The sequence below is a fragment of the Streptomyces sp. 4F14 genome (assembly GCF_048159485.1).
In the GTDB taxonomy this organism is placed as follows: Bacteria; Actinomycetota; Actinomycetes; order Streptomycetales; family Streptomycetaceae; genus Streptomyces.
Window position 1 is genome coordinate 16,451 of the sequence record NZ_JBLRVY010000052.1, and the last position, 18,246, is coordinate 34,696.

At 72.9% G+C, this 18,246-nt stretch carries 12 protein-coding genes and 1 pseudogene; 4 read left to right on the forward strand and 9 right to left on the reverse strand.

Features of this window, described 5'->3' with window-relative positions; translation table 11 throughout:
- Positions 1–20: 20 nt before the first annotated feature.
- The 7 genes from ACLZOT_RS48325 to eccB form a co-directional block, all read right to left on the reverse strand.
- On the reverse strand, positions 21–359 hold the full coding sequence (locus tag ACLZOT_RS48325; RefSeq protein ID WP_416975687.1) for a WXG100 family type VII secretion target: 339 nt from the start codon (positions 357–359) through the stop codon (positions 21–23).
- Between the two features lie 376 nt (positions 360–735).
- Positions 736–1,272, reverse strand: coding sequence for a hypothetical protein (locus ACLZOT_RS48330; protein WP_416975688.1), 537 nt, complete (start codon positions 1,270–1,272; stop codon positions 736–738).
- Positions 1,250–2,524, reverse strand: coding sequence for a WXG100 family type VII secretion target (locus tag ACLZOT_RS48335; RefSeq protein ID WP_416975689.1), 1,275 nt, complete (start codon positions 2,522–2,524; stop codon positions 1,250–1,252). Before ACLZOT_RS48335 ends, ACLZOT_RS48330 begins: the two co-directional genes overlap by 23 nt.
- On the reverse strand, positions 2,524–2,820 hold the full coding sequence (locus ACLZOT_RS48340; protein ID WP_416975690.1) for a DUF6317 family protein: 297 nt from the start codon (positions 2,818–2,820) through the stop codon (positions 2,524–2,526). Before ACLZOT_RS48340 ends, ACLZOT_RS48335 begins: the two co-directional genes overlap by 1 nt.
- Positions 2,820–3,239 (reverse strand): SAV_915 family protein, encoded by a 420-nt coding sequence (locus tag ACLZOT_RS48345; RefSeq protein ID WP_416975691.1) that lies wholly within the window; start codon positions 3,237–3,239, stop codon positions 2,820–2,822. Before ACLZOT_RS48345 ends, ACLZOT_RS48340 begins: the two co-directional genes overlap by 1 nt.
- Before the next feature lie 166 nt (positions 3,240–3,405).
- Positions 3,406–4,638 (reverse strand): type VII secretion-associated serine protease mycosin, encoded by a 1,233-nt coding sequence (mycP, locus tag ACLZOT_RS48350; RefSeq protein WP_416975692.1) that lies wholly within the window; start codon positions 4,636–4,638, stop codon positions 3,406–3,408.
- A 5-nt stretch (positions 4,639–4,643) separates the two neighbouring features.
- Positions 4,644–6,161, reverse strand: a complete 1,518-nt coding sequence (gene eccB / locus ACLZOT_RS48355; protein WP_416975693.1) for a type VII secretion protein EccB — start codon at positions 6,159–6,161, stop codon at positions 4,644–4,646.
- Between the two features lie 228 nt (positions 6,162–6,389).
- On the opposite strand from eccB, the gene eccE reads away from it, so the two are divergent.
- The 4 genes and pseudogenes from eccE (at position 6,390) to ACLZOT_RS48375 (ending at position 12,427) form a co-directional block, all read left to right on the forward strand.
- A complete protein-coding gene (gene eccE, locus ACLZOT_RS48360) occupies positions 6,390–7,652 on the forward strand; it encodes a type VII secretion protein EccE (protein WP_416975694.1) in 1,263 nt (420 codons plus the stop codon).
- Entirely contained in the window at positions 7,649–8,383 is a 735-nt protein-coding gene (locus ACLZOT_RS48365) for a hypothetical protein (RefSeq protein WP_416975695.1), read from the forward strand. Before eccE ends, ACLZOT_RS48365 begins: the two co-directional genes overlap by 4 nt.
- A gap of 459 nt (positions 8,384–8,842) precedes the next feature.
- Positions 8,843–8,971 (forward strand): annotated as a pseudogene (locus ACLZOT_RS48370) (SCO5717 family growth-regulating ATPase); the annotation flags it as partial.
- A gap of 774 nt (positions 8,972–9,745) precedes the next feature.
- Positions 9,746–12,427 carry an AAA family ATPase gene (locus ACLZOT_RS48375; RefSeq protein WP_416975715.1) on the forward strand — a complete coding sequence of 894 codons (2,682 nt, stop codon included), beginning with the start codon at positions 9,746–9,748 and terminating at the stop codon, positions 12,425–12,427.
- Between the two features lie 62 nt (positions 12,428–12,489).
- Here the strand turns inward: ACLZOT_RS48375 and ACLZOT_RS48380 are convergent, their stop codons facing one another.
- Both ACLZOT_RS48380 and ACLZOT_RS48385 read right to left on the reverse strand, forming a co-directional pair.
- On the reverse strand, positions 12,490–13,443 hold the full coding sequence (locus ACLZOT_RS48380) for a bifunctional riboflavin kinase/FAD synthetase (protein ID WP_416975696.1): 954 nt from the start codon (positions 13,441–13,443) through the stop codon (positions 12,490–12,492).
- A gap of 119 nt (positions 13,444–13,562) precedes the next feature.
- Positions 13,563–18,137, reverse strand: coding sequence for a hypothetical protein (locus ACLZOT_RS48385; RefSeq protein WP_416975697.1), 4,575 nt, complete (start codon positions 18,135–18,137; stop codon positions 13,563–13,565).
- Positions 18,138–18,246: the final 109 nt, after the last annotated feature.

Below are 18,246 nucleotides of genomic sequence, written 5' to 3' on the forward strand. Positions count from 1 at the left end.
TCTGTGTCAGGGGGGTGGGGTCAGTAGCTGCTGAGGGCGGACTTCGACGCGCCGTACTGGACGTCGATGCTCTGCACGGACGCGTGGACCGCGTCGTCCGTCTTGCCGGAGAGCTTGCGCGTCTCGTTGATGTTCTCCAGGAACCAGGTGAGCAGGGCGCCGATGTTCTTGACGCCCTCGTTGATCTCGATCTGCTTCTTGTTGAAGGCGTTGGCGCCGATGCCGCGCCAGTTGGCCTCCATGGTGTCCAGGGTGCCCTGGAGACGGCTCAGCTGGCCGCGGATCGACTCGTACCGGTCGACCATTTCCTTCTCGAGCGCGATGACTTGCTGGTCATTGAGCTTCTGCCCAGCCACCATTGGCGGATTTCCCTTCGTGAACTGCCCTGAGGGCCTGGTGTGTGACAGGTGCGTGAGAGTTCGAGGGCGTACCCGGGCACGGTGGCCTCTCGGCAGGCATGGTGGCCTTCCCTCCCCGTTCCCCGTTCGCGGTCGCACCGGCACCGAACGGCATGTGGCCTGTGCGGCACACTCGACGACCACTGTAGTCTTTGTGGTTTTCGCGGCCAACCGAACTTCGTGTTGCCTCAGTTACGAAGTTGTCGAGATGTGGGGTATGTGTCCGGGGGCCGCAAGGACGGGGGCGGGGGGTCTTGAGGTCCCTGGCGACAGTGCGGCGTTGTATGCGTCAGCCCCCACAGGGTGGTGCCCAGGCCGGGGAGGGACGGTGTCGCCGTCATGCGGGGTTCTCCGGCCCTGAACGCTGCTCCTCCAGCCAGCGGCGGGCGCCGAGCTCGCTCGGGTACTCGCGGACCGTGAGCCACGCCGCGATCCAGCCGTCGTAGTACGCGAAGAAGGCCGGGGCGACCGGGGCCGCGAGGATGATGAAGCCGCCTCGGCCCGAGAGGGCGATGCGGGGCGCTCGGCGGTTGTGCTCGTGTTTGGCGGTCCAGGTCTCTTCCGGGGTAGGCGGGGTGAGGAGGGCCTTGCGGTGGTCTCGGCGTTGGTTGGTCCAGCCCCAGACGAAGGCCACGCAGGCGGCGGCGATCTGGACGCAGTTGCAGACCAGGCGCACGGTCGCCGGCAACTCGCTGGTGAACCCCAGGTAGAGCGCGACGCCGAAGAAGGAGACCGCACCCATGGTGAGGAGTTGACCGAGGGTCGTGCGGGTGCGGGACAGCCAGTAACGCGGGCCGCGTTCGTACCAGGAGGTGCCCAGCCTGGGGAGTGCGGGAATCCCGGAGCGGACCTTAAAAGATGCTGGTGACGCCATGCCACACATCCTTTCCGAGCCTTACGACGTCGTCGCCCGTCTCGCTGAGGACATGTCCCGCCCCGACCAGGCTGCCCTCGACGACCCCGTGGTCGTGGATGTCCTCGCTCCAGTGTTCGTGGAAGGCGTGGTCCAGGGCGCTCGTCGCGAGGACCGTGGCGCCCACGCCGATCGCGGCGACCGCGGCGGCGCCTTCGACGGGGGCCGCGAGGACCGCGGCCGCGCCGACGGCCAGTCCCCCGAGCGCCACGCCCCCGTCGACGACCGCGGAGTGTTCCCAGGACCAGCCCTTGTCGTGGTCCTCCTTCGCCTCGATGGCGCCGGCGGCGGCCGCGGCGGCTACGTCGAGGACCGGGAGTTCGCGGAGGAACTCGGGGAGTTCGGCGATGCCCCGGCCGAGGCGGAGGGCGTCGGCCGCGTCGCCGAGTTTGAGGTTGAGGACGCGGTCGTAGGGGAGGGCGCTGCTGCCTCGGTCGGCTCGGGCTATGGCTTCTTCCAGGGAGTCGACCTTCATCACGGCGTCGCTGTAGGCGGACTTCGCGGGGAAGTCGGCGGGGAGGTGGCGGCCCGCCTTCTGGAATGCCTTGCGTTCCGCGCGGAGGTCCTTTTTCGCCGCGTCGGCGTCCGCCTTGGCCTGGTCGATGTCCTTCTTGGCGTCGCGGCCCTTGGCGCGGGCGTCTTCCGCGTCGTAGGCGTAGAGGCCGCGCAGGGAGTCGGCGAGGGTGATCTTGTCGATGGGGCCGACGGGTTCGGTGACTTCGGCGCAGAGGGCGGTGAGCTGGTCGGCGGCGACGAGGCGGGCGTGCTGGGCCGTGTGCAGGATCTCCGTGCGGGCCGTGTTGTATTCCGTGAGGGCGGAGACGGCCTTCTGGTCGGCGGCGGACGGGGGGTTGGCCGTGGTCAGGGGGAGGGGGGCGCCCTTGGGGTCCGTCGCCACGCCCTGCTTGGTCGCCGTGTGCTGCGCGTTCTGGAGGGCCGTTTCGCAGGACGAGAGCTGGTCGGCGAGGGTTTCCAGGATGCCGCCGACCGCTTCGACGAGGCCGCCGAACGCGCCTGCCGTCAGGGCGTCCTCGCCCCAGGTCGCGCGGAACTTCTCCGCCGCCTCGCCTTTCCAGCCGGTGTCCTTGACGAGGGCTTCGACCTGGTCCGACACCGGGGTGATCGCGGCTTCCAGGGAGGGCTTGGCCGATTTGTACGACGTACCCATCGCGCGCAGTCCGCCGATGTCGCCGCCGATCCAGCTGTCGGACATCAGTCGCCGTCCTTCATGAGGTCCTCGAAGAGGCCGTGTACGTCGATGTCGTGGCGGTGGAAGGAGTCGCGGGCGTAGGCGACCTTGTCGCCGTGGTCGTCCATGCGGTCGGCGAAGAGGGTGTGGAGGCCGGAGATGAGGTGGGCGGCCTCGGAGATGGCGTGGTCGAGGCCGGGGTCGCCGCCGGCGGCGACGGGTGGGGTGACCTGGGTGTGGAGGGCGCGGTAGTTGGTGGCCTCGGTGTGGAGGGTGGAGGCCATGGAGGTGAGGTCGCCGAGGACGACGTTGAAGTCCATCAGCGCACCGCCTCCGCGTACGTCGCGAGGCCGGCCGGGGTCCAGTTGCGGGCACCGGGGTCGACCGAGGGGTCGAGGCGGACCGTCACGCCGTGCGCGCGCATCCCGGTGGCGAGGACGCCGAGGGAGGTGGCGACCCAGGGCTGGGCCTCGCCGAGGGCGGCGACGAGTTTCCGGGGGGTGGTGAAGGCGAGGGCGACCGTGCCGCCGTCCGCGTGGCCGAAGAGTTCGTAGACGATGTACGGCACGTCATCGGCGTACCGCGGATGCGCGGGGACGAACACCGGGGTGTGGTACGGCGGGAGGGGCGGCGCGGGGAGGTCGTAGTCCTGGAAGCACGACCTGCCCGGAGGGGTCGGTCCGGGGCCCGTCGGGGCGTCCAGGTAGTCGAGAAGGCGTGACGTGTTCGCTGCCCCCACCACCGTCTCCTTCTGCGTGTGCGGTTGTTACGGCGCACTCACAGTAGCCAGCGGGCAAGGGGGCGAATACGGACATGTCAGGTTCGCAGAGGTGAACACATACCGTGCTCATACGGCGGTTTGGGGACCCCCCGGGCAACGCTTGACCTCGCCATGACCAGCCCGCTCAGACAGCTCCCCGTACCCGTTCCCGCCGCCTGCGCGCGTCGCGGATGGCCACCGCTCCCCCGCTGATCCCGGCGACGAGGACGGCCGCTCCGACGGCGACGTACGTCGCGAGGCGGGCGTTGCGTTCGGAGGGGGTCTCGCCGAGGTGGAACTTCGCCGGGGTCGGCGCCTCGGCCTGGGCGAGGCCCTGGTCGGGGTCGGGGGACTCGATGGGGCGGTCGTCCTCGGTGAGCGCGCGGACGGGGTCGACGACGCCCCAGCCGACGAGGCGGTCGTGCCCGGCGATGGTGCGTTCCGCGGTCTGCTCGATCTGGGCGACGACCTGACGGGCCGTCCACTTGGGGTGCTTGGCCTTGATGAGCGCGGCGACGCCCGCGACGTACGGCGCCGAGAAGCTCGTGCCGTTGTCGGAGCAGTGGCCGCCCGCCGGGACGGTGGAGATCATGTCGACGCCGGGGGCGGCGACGCCCACGAAGTCGCCGGACTGGGAGAAGGCGGCGCGTTCGTTGTTGCGGTCGGAGGAGGCGACGGCGAGGACGCCGTGGTAGGAGGCGGGGTAGGTCTTCTTGACGTTGCCGCCGGTGCCGTCGTTGCCCGCGGAGGCGACGACCACGACGCCCTGGGACAGCGCCGATTCCACGGCCTGCCGGAGGCGGTCGGAGGGCTTCTTCGCGCCGGTCGTGTCCTGGGAGATGTTGATGACGTCGGCGCCCTTGCCGACGGCGTAGGTGATCGCGTCGGCCAGCGTGTCCGGGGTCCCGTGGCCCTCCGCGTCGTTCTGCTTGAGCGGGATGATCGTCGCCTCGGGGGCGAGGCCGACGAAGCCGGTGCCGTCGGCGGGGCGGGCCGCGATGATGCCGGCGACCTTCGTGCCGTGGCCGACGGTGTCGGTGGTGCCGTCGGCGGCGCCCCAGTCGAGGGGGTCGCCGTTGTCGTCCTTGGCGCCGGGCGGCTTGAACGTACGGCCGTCCTTCGCGTCCACGGCCCCTTTGAGCTGCGGGTTCTTCGTGTCGACGCCGGTGTCGATGACGGCGACCTGCACGCCCTCGCCCTTGGACTGGGACCACAGCTCGTCCAGCATGACGCGCTGGAGGGACCAGGGGCGGCCGGGGTACTTGCCGTTGGGGAAGGAGCACTGCTCGGAGTAGGGCCGGTCGGCGGCGGAGGCGGTGGGGGCGAGGGTCAGGAGCGTGAGGCCCGCGAGGAGCGCGGCCGGCAGCGGCGTACGCATCGGCCTCACGACCCCTGCGGCTGGCGGGCCGCGGCCGTCGAGAGGCGGGGGCCCGTCGGCAGGAACTCCGACCACGCGGCCGGGATCGGCGTGGGGTCGACGGTCGCGTAGCCCAGCAGGGTCTGCGCCTGCTTCGCCTCCTGCGCCTGCTGCTTCAGCTTCTCCGGGGTCGTGCCGATCCCGGCGTCGTCGGTGGCGCTGTCGGAGTTGGACTGCAGGACGTAGCGCAGGCCGGTGTCGGTGACGAGGAAGACGGGGCCCGCCTTGGTCTCGGTGCCCTGGAACTGGCGGTAGAGCTGGCCGGAGCCGGGGGTGACGTACGCGCTGGAGGAGCCGGTGGCGAGGCTCTCGGGGAAGTCGGTGCCGGCCCAGGTGCTGAGGGTGGTCGCGCCGGTGCCGGCGTCCACGGAGCGCAGGACGTTGCAGACGGTGCTGCGCGAACCGGCGTCGGCGGAGGGGTCGTTGACGGGCTGGGGCTGCTCGGTGGGCCAGGTGTTCTCGGTGGCGAAGGGCTTGCCGGGGACGATCGCGCCCGGGCTCATCGGCTTGGCCTTGCCGGCCTGCCCGAGGTCATTCAACTCCTTGCTGAACAGCAGGAGTTGGGCGACAAAGGCAGAGACCGGCGCGACCCTGCCGGGCAGGACGACGTAGTACTGGTCCTTGTTGAGGTCGGACGACTTGAGGACCATGCCGACCCTGTTCGTCGCCTTGTCGAGCTCGCCGGGAGCACCTGCGGGGTCGCCTACTGCGCTGATCGTGGGGAAGGTGATCGCGGTCCCCGTGTGGAGCGTCGTCAGCCACTCCTTGGACACCTTCTGGGCCTGCCGTCCGGAGCCGACGACCGCGCGCAGGAGGAGTTCGTCGGACTTGCCGATGGGGTACGCGCGTCCGCTCGCGTCGACGACGTACCGCTGGCCCTCGGGGTCCTGGACGTACAGGAGTTCGCCGCCGGTGAGCCTGCCCGTGCCCTCGGTGGCCTTCATGTCGCGGGAGGCGAGGACGAGTGCCGCGCGCTGGATGGACTCGCCGCCCGCGCTGGGGCGTTCGCAGACCGCCCAGCGCTTGGCCTTCTTCGCCTCGGTGTCGCTGGGGAGGCGGTCGGGGGCGTACGGGATGCCGATGGTGACGCCGTGCTTAATCTTGCCGCTGTCGAGGACGGACTCGGCGACGGTGACGAAGTCGTTCTGGCCCGCGTCGAGGAGCAGCTTCGCGGAGGCCATGTTGAGGACCGGGTGCAGCTGCTTCTGGCCGTCGGTGGTGAGGACGACGTACCGGGTGGTCGACTTGTCCGCGACGATCACCTTCGCGCCGGGCTTGTCCCAGCCCTTCGGGGCGGTCGGCTTGAACATGCCCCACGCGCCGAACACGGCCATGACGACGACGCCGACGATCACGCCGGGGAGCACCCCGCGCAGCGGTTTCGGAGCGCCCTCCTCCGAGCCGGGCGACGACTGCACGAAGGCCGCGAGCATGCGGCGCTTCGCAAAGGTGTAGGCATTGAGCTCGTCACGGCGGGATGCCATCGGTGCCTGTCTCCCCCTAGGTCGCACAGATAGGTCGCACGGAACGCTCCGGCGGGTCCCGGGGCCGTCGGACGGACGGCCGGCCCGCGATGTCAGAGCGGCCCCCTACTATGCCTGGTATCCGCCGGGACGTGGGGCGCGGGTAGGTTGTCCGGGCACCGCAGGGCCTCGTGAGAGCCCGTGCGGCGCGGCGGAACCGGCGAGTTGTGAGGAGAACGGGGGGATGGAGTGAGGGCTTCCAGGACGCGGGGCAGCGCGCCCGCGGAGGCGAGCGCGCTGCGCCTCAAGTCACGTTCGGGACAGGCCGGGGCATTCCGGTTGCAACGACTGGTCCTGCTGGAGATAGCGGCCGCCGCGCTGGTCGTCGGCTGGGCGATCGGCCCGGTGGCGCTGGCCGCCGCGGGCGTCCTCGCCGTCTGCCTGGTCCTGGTCGCGTTCGTCCGCCGCCGGGGGCGCACCCTGCCCGAGTGGGTGGCCACCGCGTGGGCCCTGCGTACGCGCCGGCGCCGGGCCGCGAGCACCCCGCTCCCGGCGGGTACGGAACCGGGTCTCGCCCCGGCCGTCGAGTGCGACCCGACCCTGCGGACGTACACGTACGCCGGCCGCGACCGCCGCCCGGTCGGCATCGTCGGCGACGGCACGTTCGTCACCGCCGTCCTCCAGGTCGAGGCCGACTCCACGGCCCTGCGCGTGGAGCGCGACCGCCACCCCCTGCCGCTGCGCCTGGTGTACGACGCCCTGGAGGTCGACGGCATCCGGCTGGAGTCCGCGCAGGTGGTCCTGCACACGCAGCCCGCGCCCGCGCTGCACCTGCCCCAGCAGTCCGTGGCCATCGCCAACTACGCGCCGCTCCAGGAGCAGACCGGCGCCCCGGCCGTCCGGATCACCTGGATCGCGCTGAAACTGGACCCCGAGCTGTGCCCCGAGGCGGTCGCCGCGCGCGGGGGCGGGCTGACCGGCGCACAGAAGTGCGTGGTCCGGGCCGCCGACCAGCTCGCGAGCCGCCTCACCGGCGCCGGGTTCCGGGCGTCCCTCCTCGACGAGGAGGAGCTGACCTCCGCCATCGCCACGTCCGCGCACGCGAACCCGCTGGTGACGGCCGAGGCCGGCCGCACGGAGGCGCGCGAGCGGCGCACCGAGGAGTCCGGCCGCGGCTGGCGCTGCGACAACCGCCGGCACACCACGTACTGGGTACGGCGGTGGCCCGCGCTCGGCGGGAGCCGCGCGCCGTCGCTGCCGCAGCTCATCGCCCTCGTGACGGCCGTCCCTGCGCTCGCGACGACCTTCAGCATCGGCCTGACGCGCGGGGAGCGGCAGGACGTGTCCCTCGCCGGGTACCTGCGGGTCACCGGGCGCAGCGACGCCGAACTCGTCGCCGCGCGGCGGGCGTTGCAGGGGGCCGCGCGGCACACCGGGATGGGGCTCGTGCGCCTCGACCGGGAGCAGGTGCCGGGGATGCTCGCCACTATGCCGCTCGGAGGGGTCCGTTGAGCGCCACCGCTGTTTCCGCCGCCCGTGAACTGCTGCGTACGGGGCTGGGGCTGATCGGGCCCCGGCACGCGCGGCACTCCGTCTCCGTCGAGCAGCTCGACGCGCTGTCGCTGCCCATCGGGGACGACGGGGTCGTCATCGGCGTCGATCCCGAGGGGCGGCCGTCCGTCCTCGGGCTCAACCGGCCCACGTCCTACGACGTGACGCTCATCGGGGGGCTGTGGACCGCGCAGGTCATCGCGTTGCGGGCCGCCGCGACCGGGGCTCGGGTCGCCGTCGAGACGGGGCGGCCGCAAGCCTGGATGCAGATGGTCCACGCGATGGGGGGCGGGCAGAACGGGCTCGCCGTCCACGATGTCGGGCGGGTGCCGCCGCAGGGGACGTCGCCGGGGACGCCGGTGCTCGTCGTGCGGGACTGTGGGATGCAGCCGCCTCGGGGGCGGGTGGCTTCCGGGCCGTGGCAGTCCGTGCTGACGCTGCTGCCGTATCTCAGCCCCGTCGCGCCTCGGTTGATCCGGCAGGCTCGGTTGGTGGGGGTGCAGCGGATCTCGCCCGACGAGGCGGGGGAGTTGAGCCGGGCCATGCCGTTGCCCGAGGCGGACCGGGAGGCGTTGCCCACGCTGCCTGACGGGGTGACCTTGTGGTGTGGGGACCGGGATCGGCAGTACGTGATGACGCAGCCCACGGAGGCGGAGATCGGGTTGTTGGGGATGCCTCGGCGGATGGACTGAGGGCGGGGGCGGGGGGGCTTTCGGGGGTGGTTTCTTTCGGGGGCGGGCGGGGTGCGGTTCTCTCGCTCGCTTTCGCACGACCTTCACTCCTCGCCCCGAGATCCTTACTCGGGGGCATCTCCCGCTATGGGGCGGTTTGTTCGGGTCGGTGGTGTGCAGGGGGCGTGCCGGGTGAACGCCCAGAGGCGGACGGGCCTGCCGGGGTGGGGCTTGTGGTGATTAGGCTGGTACCGGGCGCGGCGCCCGGGCCGGTGGGTCGGGGGTCGTCGGCCCAGGGGGAACACCGGCGGACAGGGGCGGGCCACTGTCCTCGTCCTCGGGTGAACCCTCGCCGATCCCGACCGGACCCCGGCGGCCGGTCGGCACGGTCGGCTTCGACCACTTCGGACGACCAGAGACAACACGAAAACGGTCGCCCCTGGTGCGGAATCAGGGGGTTCGGCCACCTCAGGAGGAACTGTGAGCAGCGATCGGGACGGGACGCGCGGGGGCTGGGCCACGCCCGGCGATGACCAGCCCGACGCGGATTCCGGGGTCGATGTGACGGGTGAGTTCACGATCGACTATGCGCCGCCGGCCTGGTACACGCAGAACTCGGGTGGGGGGAGCGGGGGGTCTTCGGCGGGGGTTCCGGGGATGCCGCCGGCTCCGCCGACGGGGGGTGCTGTGCCGGGGGTTCCCGGGATGCCGGGGGTGCCTGAGGCGCCGGGGCCTGTGATGCCTGGAGCGCCGGGGCCTGTGATGCCTGGAGTGCCTGGGGCTGCTGGGGTTTCTGGTGTGGGTCGGTTTTCTGGTGGGGTGGAGGGGGCTGGTGTGCATCCCGGGGCCGTTGCTCCTGGGGGGCCTTTCGGGGCTGTGCCTCAGCTGCCCGACGGGGGTGGGTTTGAGCTTCAGGCGCCGGTTCAGCCTGGGAACGGGGATCTGGACAGTCCGGCGACCATGCGGATCTCTTCTGCCGCCTTGAAGAGGGAGATCGCTGAGCGGGATGGGGAGGCGGGGGTCGAGGGGGCCGGGGGTGTTGTCCCCTCCGTCGGTTCGGAGGTGGTTTCCGGCGTTGGGGGTCAGAGCATTCAGGGGCTGAGTGGGGGGTTGGACACCGAGGCCGGGGGTGTGGGGGGCGAGGTCGCGGCAGATGGTGAGGCGGCGCGGAGTGGTTCGGCCGGGGTTGAGGCCGGGGGTGCCGGGGGCTTGGCCGGGGGTGCCGGGGGTGGTGCGGAAGGGGGTGCCCAGGTTGAGGGCTCCGGTTCCGCCGGTGCGGAGGCTGGGGCGCCGGGTGTTGTGTCGGGGGGCGCGGGTGTCGTGCCTGGCGGCGCGGGTGTCGTGTCGGGGGGTGCGGGTGTCGTGTCGGGGGGTGCGGGTGTCGTGTTCGGTGGCTCGGGTGGAGTTTCGGGTGCCCAGGCCGACGCCGCCGAAGCTGGTATCTCCGGTTCCGCCGAAGTCGGTACGCCGGGCTCCGCCGAGGCTCGCGTCCTTGGCGCCGCTGAGGCTGGCGTTTCCTCCGGCTCCGCCGAGGCCGGTGTCCCCGGCACCGCCAGCACTGGCATCCCCCTCGGCTCCACCGAACCTGGCGTTCCCAGCGCCACCCAAGCCGGTACCTCCTCCGGCCCCGCCGAGGCCGGTGTCCCCGGCACCGCCAGCACTGGCATCCCCGTCGGCTCCACCGAACCTGGGGCTCCCGGCGCCACCCCGGCCGGTACCTCCTCCGGCTCCACCGGGACAGGCGTCCCCTCCGGCACCGCCGAGGCAGGCGCCTCCAGCTCCGCCGAAACCGGCGTCGCCGACCCCGAAGCCGGTCCCCTGTCCGACGCGAGCGCCCCCGGCGCCGGAGACACCAGTGCCGTACCTGGCGCCGATGCCCCCGCACCCCCGACCGGCGCTCAGGCCGACGCCTCCCATGCTCAGTCTTCCGGCAACGAGCCTCAGTCTCAGACCCCCGGTTCCGCTCCCGGTTCGGAGCCCTCCGCGCAGGGTGCCGATGCCGCCGACCCCCGCACCGGCATCCCCGCGGCCGACGCCGGCCCCGGCGACTCCGCTGCGGGAACCGCCGGCACGGAAGACCCCGGCGCAGTCGACACGGACGTACCCACCCCGGCTCCCGAGGCCGCTCCCGGCTCCCCGGACGGTTCCTGGACGCTTCCGGCGCCCCAGCAAGCTCCCGTCCCCCCGCTCCCTCCGCTGCCACCGTCGTACGAACCGGCCGCCCCAACCGCCGCAGCCCAGTGGCCGGCCCAACCGCAGCCCCCGTCCGACGCGCAGGCTGCCGCCGCACAACCGCCGCAGCACCCGCAGGGCACGCCCCCGGGCTGGCCCCCGGCCCAGCCGGGTCACGGCTTCCCGCAACCCCCCGCGAACCAACCCCCGGGCACCCCTCCGGCGGGCCACGGCTTCCCGCAGCCTCCCGCCGCCCCGGCGAACCCCCAGCAGCCGACGCCCCCTGCGGGCTACGGCTTCCCGAACCCCGCCCAGCCGGGCACCCCGCCCGCCCCGCCCACCGGATACGGCTTCCCGCAGACCGCCGCGGCCCCGACGCCGCCCGCCCAGCCGACGGGCTACGGCTTCCCCCAGCCGACGGCCGACCCCGCGAACCCCACGCCTCCGGCTCCGCCTGCGGGCTACGGCTTCCCCCAGCCGGGCGCAGCCCCGACGCCGCCTGCCCAACCGGCGGGCTACGGCTTCCCGCAGCCCCCGGCCGCCCCCACGCCTCCGGCCCCGCCCGCGGGCTACGGCTTCCCCCACCCCGGCGCAGCCCCGTTGCCCCCCGCCCAGCCGGCAGGCCCCGGCTTCCCGCAACCCCCCGCCGACCCCGCGAACCCGGCAGCCACCCCGCCCGGTTTCCCGCAGCACCCGGCGGATCCCTCAGTGCCCCCCATCGATCCCCGTACGGGTATGGCCTGGCCGCAGCCGGTGCAGCATGATCAGCGGCAGCCGGTGAATCCGGGGGCCGCTCCGCTCGGGTACACCGCCGCTGTCGAGCTCTCCTCGGACCGGCTGCTCAACAACAAGAAGCAGAAGGCGAAGAGCAGCAGGCCGGGAGCGGGTGGGTCGCGGTTCAAGTTGGGAGGGAAGAAGGAGGAGGCCGAGCGGCAGCGGAAGCTGGAGCTGATCCGGACGCCCGTGCTGTCGTGCTATCGGATCGCGGTGATCAGTCTCAAGGGTGGAGTGGGGAAGACCACGACCACCACCGCGCTGGGCTCGACCCTCGCCACCGAGCGCCAGGACAAGATCCTCGCGATCGACGCGAACCCGGACGCGGGCACGCTGGGCCGCAGGGTCCGGCGGGAGACGGGTGCGACGATCCGGGACCTCGTGCAGGCGATCCCGTACCTCAACTCGTACATGGACATCCGCCGGTTCACGTCGCAGGCGCCGTCGGGTCTGGAGATCATCGCGAACGACGTGGACCCGGCCGTGTCGACGACGTTCAACGACGAGGACTACCGCCGGGCCATCGACGTGCTGGGCAACCAGTACCCGATCATCCTGACCGACTCCGGTACGGGCCTGCTGTACAGCGCGATGCGCGGCGTCCTGGACCTCGCCGACCAGCTGATCATCATCTCGACGCCGTCGGTGGACGGCGCGTCCAGCGCGAGCACCACCCTGGACTGGCTCTCGGCGCACGGCTACGCCGACCTCGTCGCCCGGTCCCTCACGGTCATCTCCGGGGTCCGCGAGACCGGCAAGATGATCAAGGTGGAGGACATCGTCAGCCACTTCGAGACCCGCTGCCGGGGCGTCGTGGTCGTCCCCTTCGACGAGCACCTCGCGGCCGGCGCGGAGGTCGACCTCGACATGATGCGCCCCAAGGTCCGCGAGGCGTACTTCCACCTGGCGTCGCTGGTCGCCGAGGACTTCGTACGCCACCAGCAGTCCCACGGCCTGTGGACGAGCGACGGCAACCCCCCGCCGGTGGCGGCGCCCCCGATGCCGGGCTACCAGCAGATGCCGGGCCAGCAGATGCCGTACCCGGGGCAGCCGATGCCGGGCCAGCAGCCGTATCCGGGCCAGCCCTACCCCGGCCAGCCGTACCCGCCGCAGCAGTAGAACGAGGGCGGCCGGTGCTCGAAAAAGCACCGGCCGCCCTCATCAGTCCCGTACGGAGCGGGTTACTTCTCCTCCGCCTCCGCGATCAGCTCGCGGCAGCGCTTCACGTCCAGCGCCATCTGTTCGAGCAGCGCCTCCAGCGAGTCGAACTTCGCCTGCCCGCGCACGTACGCGAGGAAGTCGACGGCGACGTGCAGCCCGTACAGATCGAGCCCGACGCGGTCGATCGCGTACGCCTCGACCGTCCGTGTCGTGCCGTCGAACTGGGGGTTCGTGCCGACGGAGATCGCGGCCGGCATGGCCTCGCCGTCCGCGTGCAGCCAGCCCGCGTACACGCCGTCGGCGGGGACGGCGGTGTGCGGCAGCGTCTCGACGTTGGCCGTGGGGAAGCCCAACTCCCGCCCCCGCTGGGCCCCGTGGACGACGATGCCCTCGACGCGGTGCGGGCGGCCGAGGATCTCGTTGGCCCCCTCGATGTCCCCCTCGGCGACGAGCCGCCGGGTCAGCGTGGACGAGAACGGCTCCCCGCCGCCCGCCTCACCGGCCACGTACAGGTCGACGACCTCGACCTCGAAGTCGTACACCGTGCCCTGCTCGGTGAGGAACGCGACGTTCCCCGCGGCCTTGTGGCCGAAACGGAAGTTGGGGCCCTCGACGACGGCCTTCGCGTGCAGCTTGTCGACGAGCACCTTGACCACGAACTCGGCCGGCGACAGCTTCGAGAACTCGGTGGTGAACGGCAGGACGAGGACCGCGTCCACACCCAGCTCGGCCATCAGGTCGGCGCGGCGGTGATGCGGCGCCAGCAGCGGGGGGTGGCTGCCCGGGCGGACGACCTCGCTGGGGTGCGGGTCGAACGTGACGACGACGGCCGGCACCCCCAGCTCCCGCGCCCGCTCCACCGCGTGCCGGACGATCAGCTGGTGGCCTCGGTGGACTCCGTCGTAGGAACCGATGGTGACGACGCTGCGCCCCCAGTCCTGGGGGATGTCCTCCAAGCCACGCCAGCGCTGCACTGTGACCGCTCCTCGAACCCTTGTCCGTACCGACTCTTACGACTTGCGCAGGTCTAAGGGTGCCATGTCCGGCGCCGCCCGCTCTCATCGGCATCAGCGCTGTGACGGGGCGCACGTGGTCACGCCAAGGCCCCCGCCCCCGCCAGGTTCTCGATCATGCGGCGCGCGCCGGGGCCGACGACCGTCGCCCACTCCTGCGGGGACTCGCCGATCCAGCGGGCGACCCGGGCGGCGAAGCCGGGGACGTGCCGGCCGAGGTCGACGAGCCCGCGGTCGAAACGGGTCGCGCCGTCGGGGGTGCGGACGAGGAGACGGCCCGTGCGGTGGACCAGCTCGCGGGAGCGGTGCAGGGCCGCCGCGTGCAGGAAGGAGGTCAGTACGGCGGGGTCCTGCTCGTGCGTGAGGAGGAACTCGCGCAGTTCCGTACGCACCGGGGAGGCGTCCGGGGTCGCGAGGACCCCGGCGAGCGCGGACCGCACCGGCTGCGGGGACGTCGTCAGGAGCGCGGTGACCAGCGGGTGCAGTACGCCTCTGGCGGGCGGGCCCTGCCGCAGCCGGTCGTCCACGTACGCGGCGACCGCCTCCGCCGTCTCCGGGCGGCGCTCCACCGTCTCCCGGACCATGATCGCGATACGGCGGGCGAGGGGGTGGGCGGTGACCTCGGCGAGGGCGCGCAGCGTGGTCGTCGGGTCCGTGTCGGGGCGGTTGAGGCGGGCGCGGAAGGCTTTCAGGACCGGTTCCGGGTGGGTCCTCAGCGCCGGGAGCAGGGCCGTCGGGGGGAGTTGGGGGTCCGCCGCCGTGAAGTGGGCCAGGGTCTGCGGGAGATGGGCCGCGCGGATCCGGGGGTCCTGGACGAGGAGTCCCAACGCGCCGCCCGCCAGGGGGAGTTCCGCCAGCAGTTCTTGCGCCGCGTAGCTGAGGAGGTCGCGGTCCGCGTCCGTCGTCACGTGCGGGGCCGCTCGCAGGCCGTACGACACCGCCGCGACCCGCCGGGCCGGGCGGGCGTCCCTCGCCCAGCGGTCGACCGCCCTGCACACCGCCGACGGCTCGTCCTCCGCGAGGGCGCCCAGCAGTTCGTCCGCCCTGCGGTGGCCGCAGCCGACCAGGACCTCCGTGAGGTCGTCCAGCGCGCGGTGGCGGTACGCGTACAGCAGTGCCTGCGCCGCCGCCGCGACCGTCGCCTCCGGGGCGCCCGGGAGGGGGCGGTCGTCCTCGAACCACAGGGCCAGGTGCGGTTGTACGGCCGCCGCGTCCGCCTCCAGCAGCGCCGCCACCGCGTCCAGGTAGCGGGGCGTCGGTGTCGTGCCCGGGGGTGGGTCCGCCCGTAGGAGGTGGCGCAGGAGCGTGAACAAAGGCGCCGGGGGGAGCGCCAGCGACGTCCAGAACTCCGGGAGGAACGTGGTGGGTTCCCGGTCGGGCGGCCTTGCCGCCACGTGGTCCGCGAGCGCGTGCAGGACGTCCAGGTACGGGGTCGCGTCCGGGAGCCTCGACAAGGTCTCCGTGAGGAGGCGCGACGGCCACCAGGCGTCCGGGGTCCGCGCCAGGGACTCGGTCAACTTCCTCAGGTGCGCTGCCAGTTCCGTCGGGCCCTGTTGTCTCGCCACGAGCAGGAGGGACTGGACCACCGGGCCGATACGGTGGTGCGGGACCGGGATGACGTCCGCGGCGCGCGGGGTGTGTGCCAGGGAATTCAGCGCCTCCTCCAGGTCCAGGTGCATGCCCTGGATCCAGTCCGCGAGTTCCTCGTGCGCGAAGCGGTAGCCCGTGCCGGCCGGGACGATCAGGCCCTCCGTCAGGACCGCCGAGGCCCAGCCCGTCACGCCGGGGTGGCCCGGTGGGGGCTGCGTCCAGGGGAACACCTCCTCGAACGCCACCCTGTCCAGCTCGCCCTGGCCCGGGCCCAGGCTGCGTCTCGCGGCTTCGTGGACCTGGCCGGAGACCCTTGCGGCGAGGCGCCTCACGGGGGTGCCGCGCAGGCCGCTCCCCGCGGCCAGCCGTACCGCGATCCTCAGGCACATCAGGTCCAGGTAGGCGGCGAAGATGTCGTCCCTGTCCGCGTTCACCGGGGGTGGGCTGTCGGGGAGGGCCGTCCTGACCTCGGAGAAGAGGCGGAGGGTGAGGGGGTGGCGGACGGCGGAGGGGGCGAGGGCGAAGGCGGGCACGCGGTAGCGGGCTCGGGCCGCTTCCGCTTCGCTCTGCGTGAACTCGCCGAGTTCGACGCAGGCCGGCAACAGACTCTCCTCGCCCCCGCCGCCCCTACCCGTCCCATCCCCGGGGGCTCCGCCCCCACACCCCCGCACCGGCCCTGAAGGGGCCTTGTCCTCAAACGCCGGACGGGCTGAGTGGGGTGGAGGAAGGGTGGGTGGGGGTGACAGAACGGGCCGAGAGGCAGGGAGGGGCGAAGGTCCGGGGGGAGGCGTGGAGGTGAGTGGGAGTTGGGGTTCGTGGGGGTCGGGGGCCGGGTGAATGGTGAGTGCGGTGCTGGTGGGTGGGCGGGTTTCGAACAGTGGGTGCCGTTCGGGTGCGTTCGGTTCGTCGGAGGGCGGGTGGGGTGTGGGGGCAGCGTTGGCGCCTGTGCTGGGCTGCGGCTGCGGGTGCCGTTCGGGTGCGTTCGGCTGAGACCAGGGGGATCCGGGAGCGGCGGCAGTGCGTGAATTGGGCTCCAGCAGCGGGTGCCCTTCAGGCGCAGTCGGCTCTACCGAGGACCGAGGAGGGGCAGGAGCAGCGTTGGCGCCTGTGCTGGGCTGCGGCTGGGGGTGCCGTTCGGGTGCGTTCGGTTGGGCCCATCTCGGGGGAGGTGCGGGAGCGGTGGCAGTGCGTGGGCTCGGTTCGGGTGGTGTGGTCCGTTTGGGTGAGGGCTTTGGCTTGGGGGTTTGTGTGGCATGCAGCATTTCTCTTGGGAAGGTCACGCCCGCTGCCTCCCAGTACTCCGCCCTGCATGCCACCACCAGTCGGGCGCCGGTTTCTCGGAGCCAGGTGATCGTGCCTTCGGTCCAGGACGATAGGCGGTGGGCCAGGACGGGGGGCATTTCCTCCGGGCCGTCCAGGAGGAGGAACAGGGGGCGGCCTGCCGCGAGGGCGATGCGGGAGAGGTCCGCGGGGGTGACCGTCCCGGGGTCGGGGGGTGCTGTCGGTGCCTGTGAGGTGGTGACGATCCTCGCGGCCCTGCGCAGCGCACGCCGCGCCGCGTCCGCGAGGGACTCGTCGTCGTCCCGCAGGTCCGCTCCCCTCAGCCACAGCGTCGGCGCCGGCTCGACCGCCCGGTGCCGCCGCGCGGCCAACGCCGCGAGTTCCGTCGTACGCCCGCTGCCGGGCGGCCCGACCAGCGCGAGCACGGAAGCGGAGCCGGTGGTGAACGCGGCGAACTCCCGCAGGGGCAGCGCCCGTTCGACCGGCAGGACGACACCGTTCCCCGAACTTCCCACCCAGGTCTTCCGATCGCCCTTGCCGCGACCGCTGTCGAACCAGCTTCCCCCGCCTGCCGTCGCCCCCTCACCGGCACGCCTGCTCCAAGCGGGCCGCACCACGTCCCCCTCACCGACACCGTCACCGTCATCCCAAGCCACCCCTCCGGCCCCACACTCGTCCGCACCCGCACCCGCACCCGCACCCGCACCCGAGACACCTAAACCGACACCCGTGCCCCACCCGTCCCTTGTCGCCCCGCCTCCGCCAACTCCCCCACCCCACCCGGACTCTTCAGCCCCTCCCTCACCAACACCCGCAGCCGAGCCACCCGCGCCCGTCGCCCCAACACCCGTACCCCAAGCGCCCCCTCCCGCCCCTCCCCCGCCAACCCCCGTACCCCCAGCCGCCTCCCCCACCCCGCTCACGCCAACACCCCTGCCCCAACCCCCTTTTGCCCCCTCCCCCTCACCGGCACCCGTCCCCCGAAGCCCCTCCGGCCACCCCCCGGCGTACCCCGCCAGTGCCCCCGGTGGTCCGTCCGAGCCCACCGATGTTGCTGTGAGTTCCAGGACGCCCGCCAAGTTGAGGTCCGGGCCGTAGGCCGGGACCGTTGCCGCGTTGTGGGTCAGGAGGGCTGTCAGGGCGGGGCTTCGGGCCGCTGCCGTGTGGAGGGGGATGGCGAAGCCGACGTCGCGGTGGTCGGACTGGAGGGCCGTGCCGAGGACGGCGACGACGGTGCCGGTGGCCGCATCGAGGACGGGGCCGCCCGCCGCGCCGCCGCCGAGGCGGAGGGCGTCGCGGCCGGTGGTGCCGATGGCGAGTTCGAGGGTGCCGGGCAGGAGGTGGAAGCGGTCGGTCGCGGTGTAGGTCGCGTGGGTGGTGGCGAGGACGCGGGCCTCTCGCCAGCAGCCGGCGGCGAGCCGGACGTACGTACCGGCCGCCACCTCGCGCCGGGCCGCGACGGGCAGGGGGTCCGTGGCGAGGCCGTCCGTGTGGACGAGGGCGAGGTCGAGTTCCGGGAGCGCGGTGACCGCGTCGGAGGTGACGACGCAGGTCCGGTCGCCGGCGCCGTACAGGACGATGCGGGGAAGGCCGTCGATCACCTCGTGGGCGGTGACGAGGGTGCCGTGGTGGTCGGCGAGGAAGCCGACGCCTCGGGGGCGGCCGGCGAGGTCCCGGATGCGGACGACGACGTCCGGGAGGGAGAGGTCCCTGCCATGGCCCCCGTCCCCGCCATGGGCCCCGTCCCTGCCACAGCCCCCGTCCCCGCCATCCCCCTCGTCCATGCCGTCGCCCCCGGAAGGAGCCCCCATCCGTCCTACCTCCCCACCGCGCGCCTGCCCTTCCTCGAACGGTAGGGCGGCGGTGATCGGCGGGACAGATCGCGAGACGAAC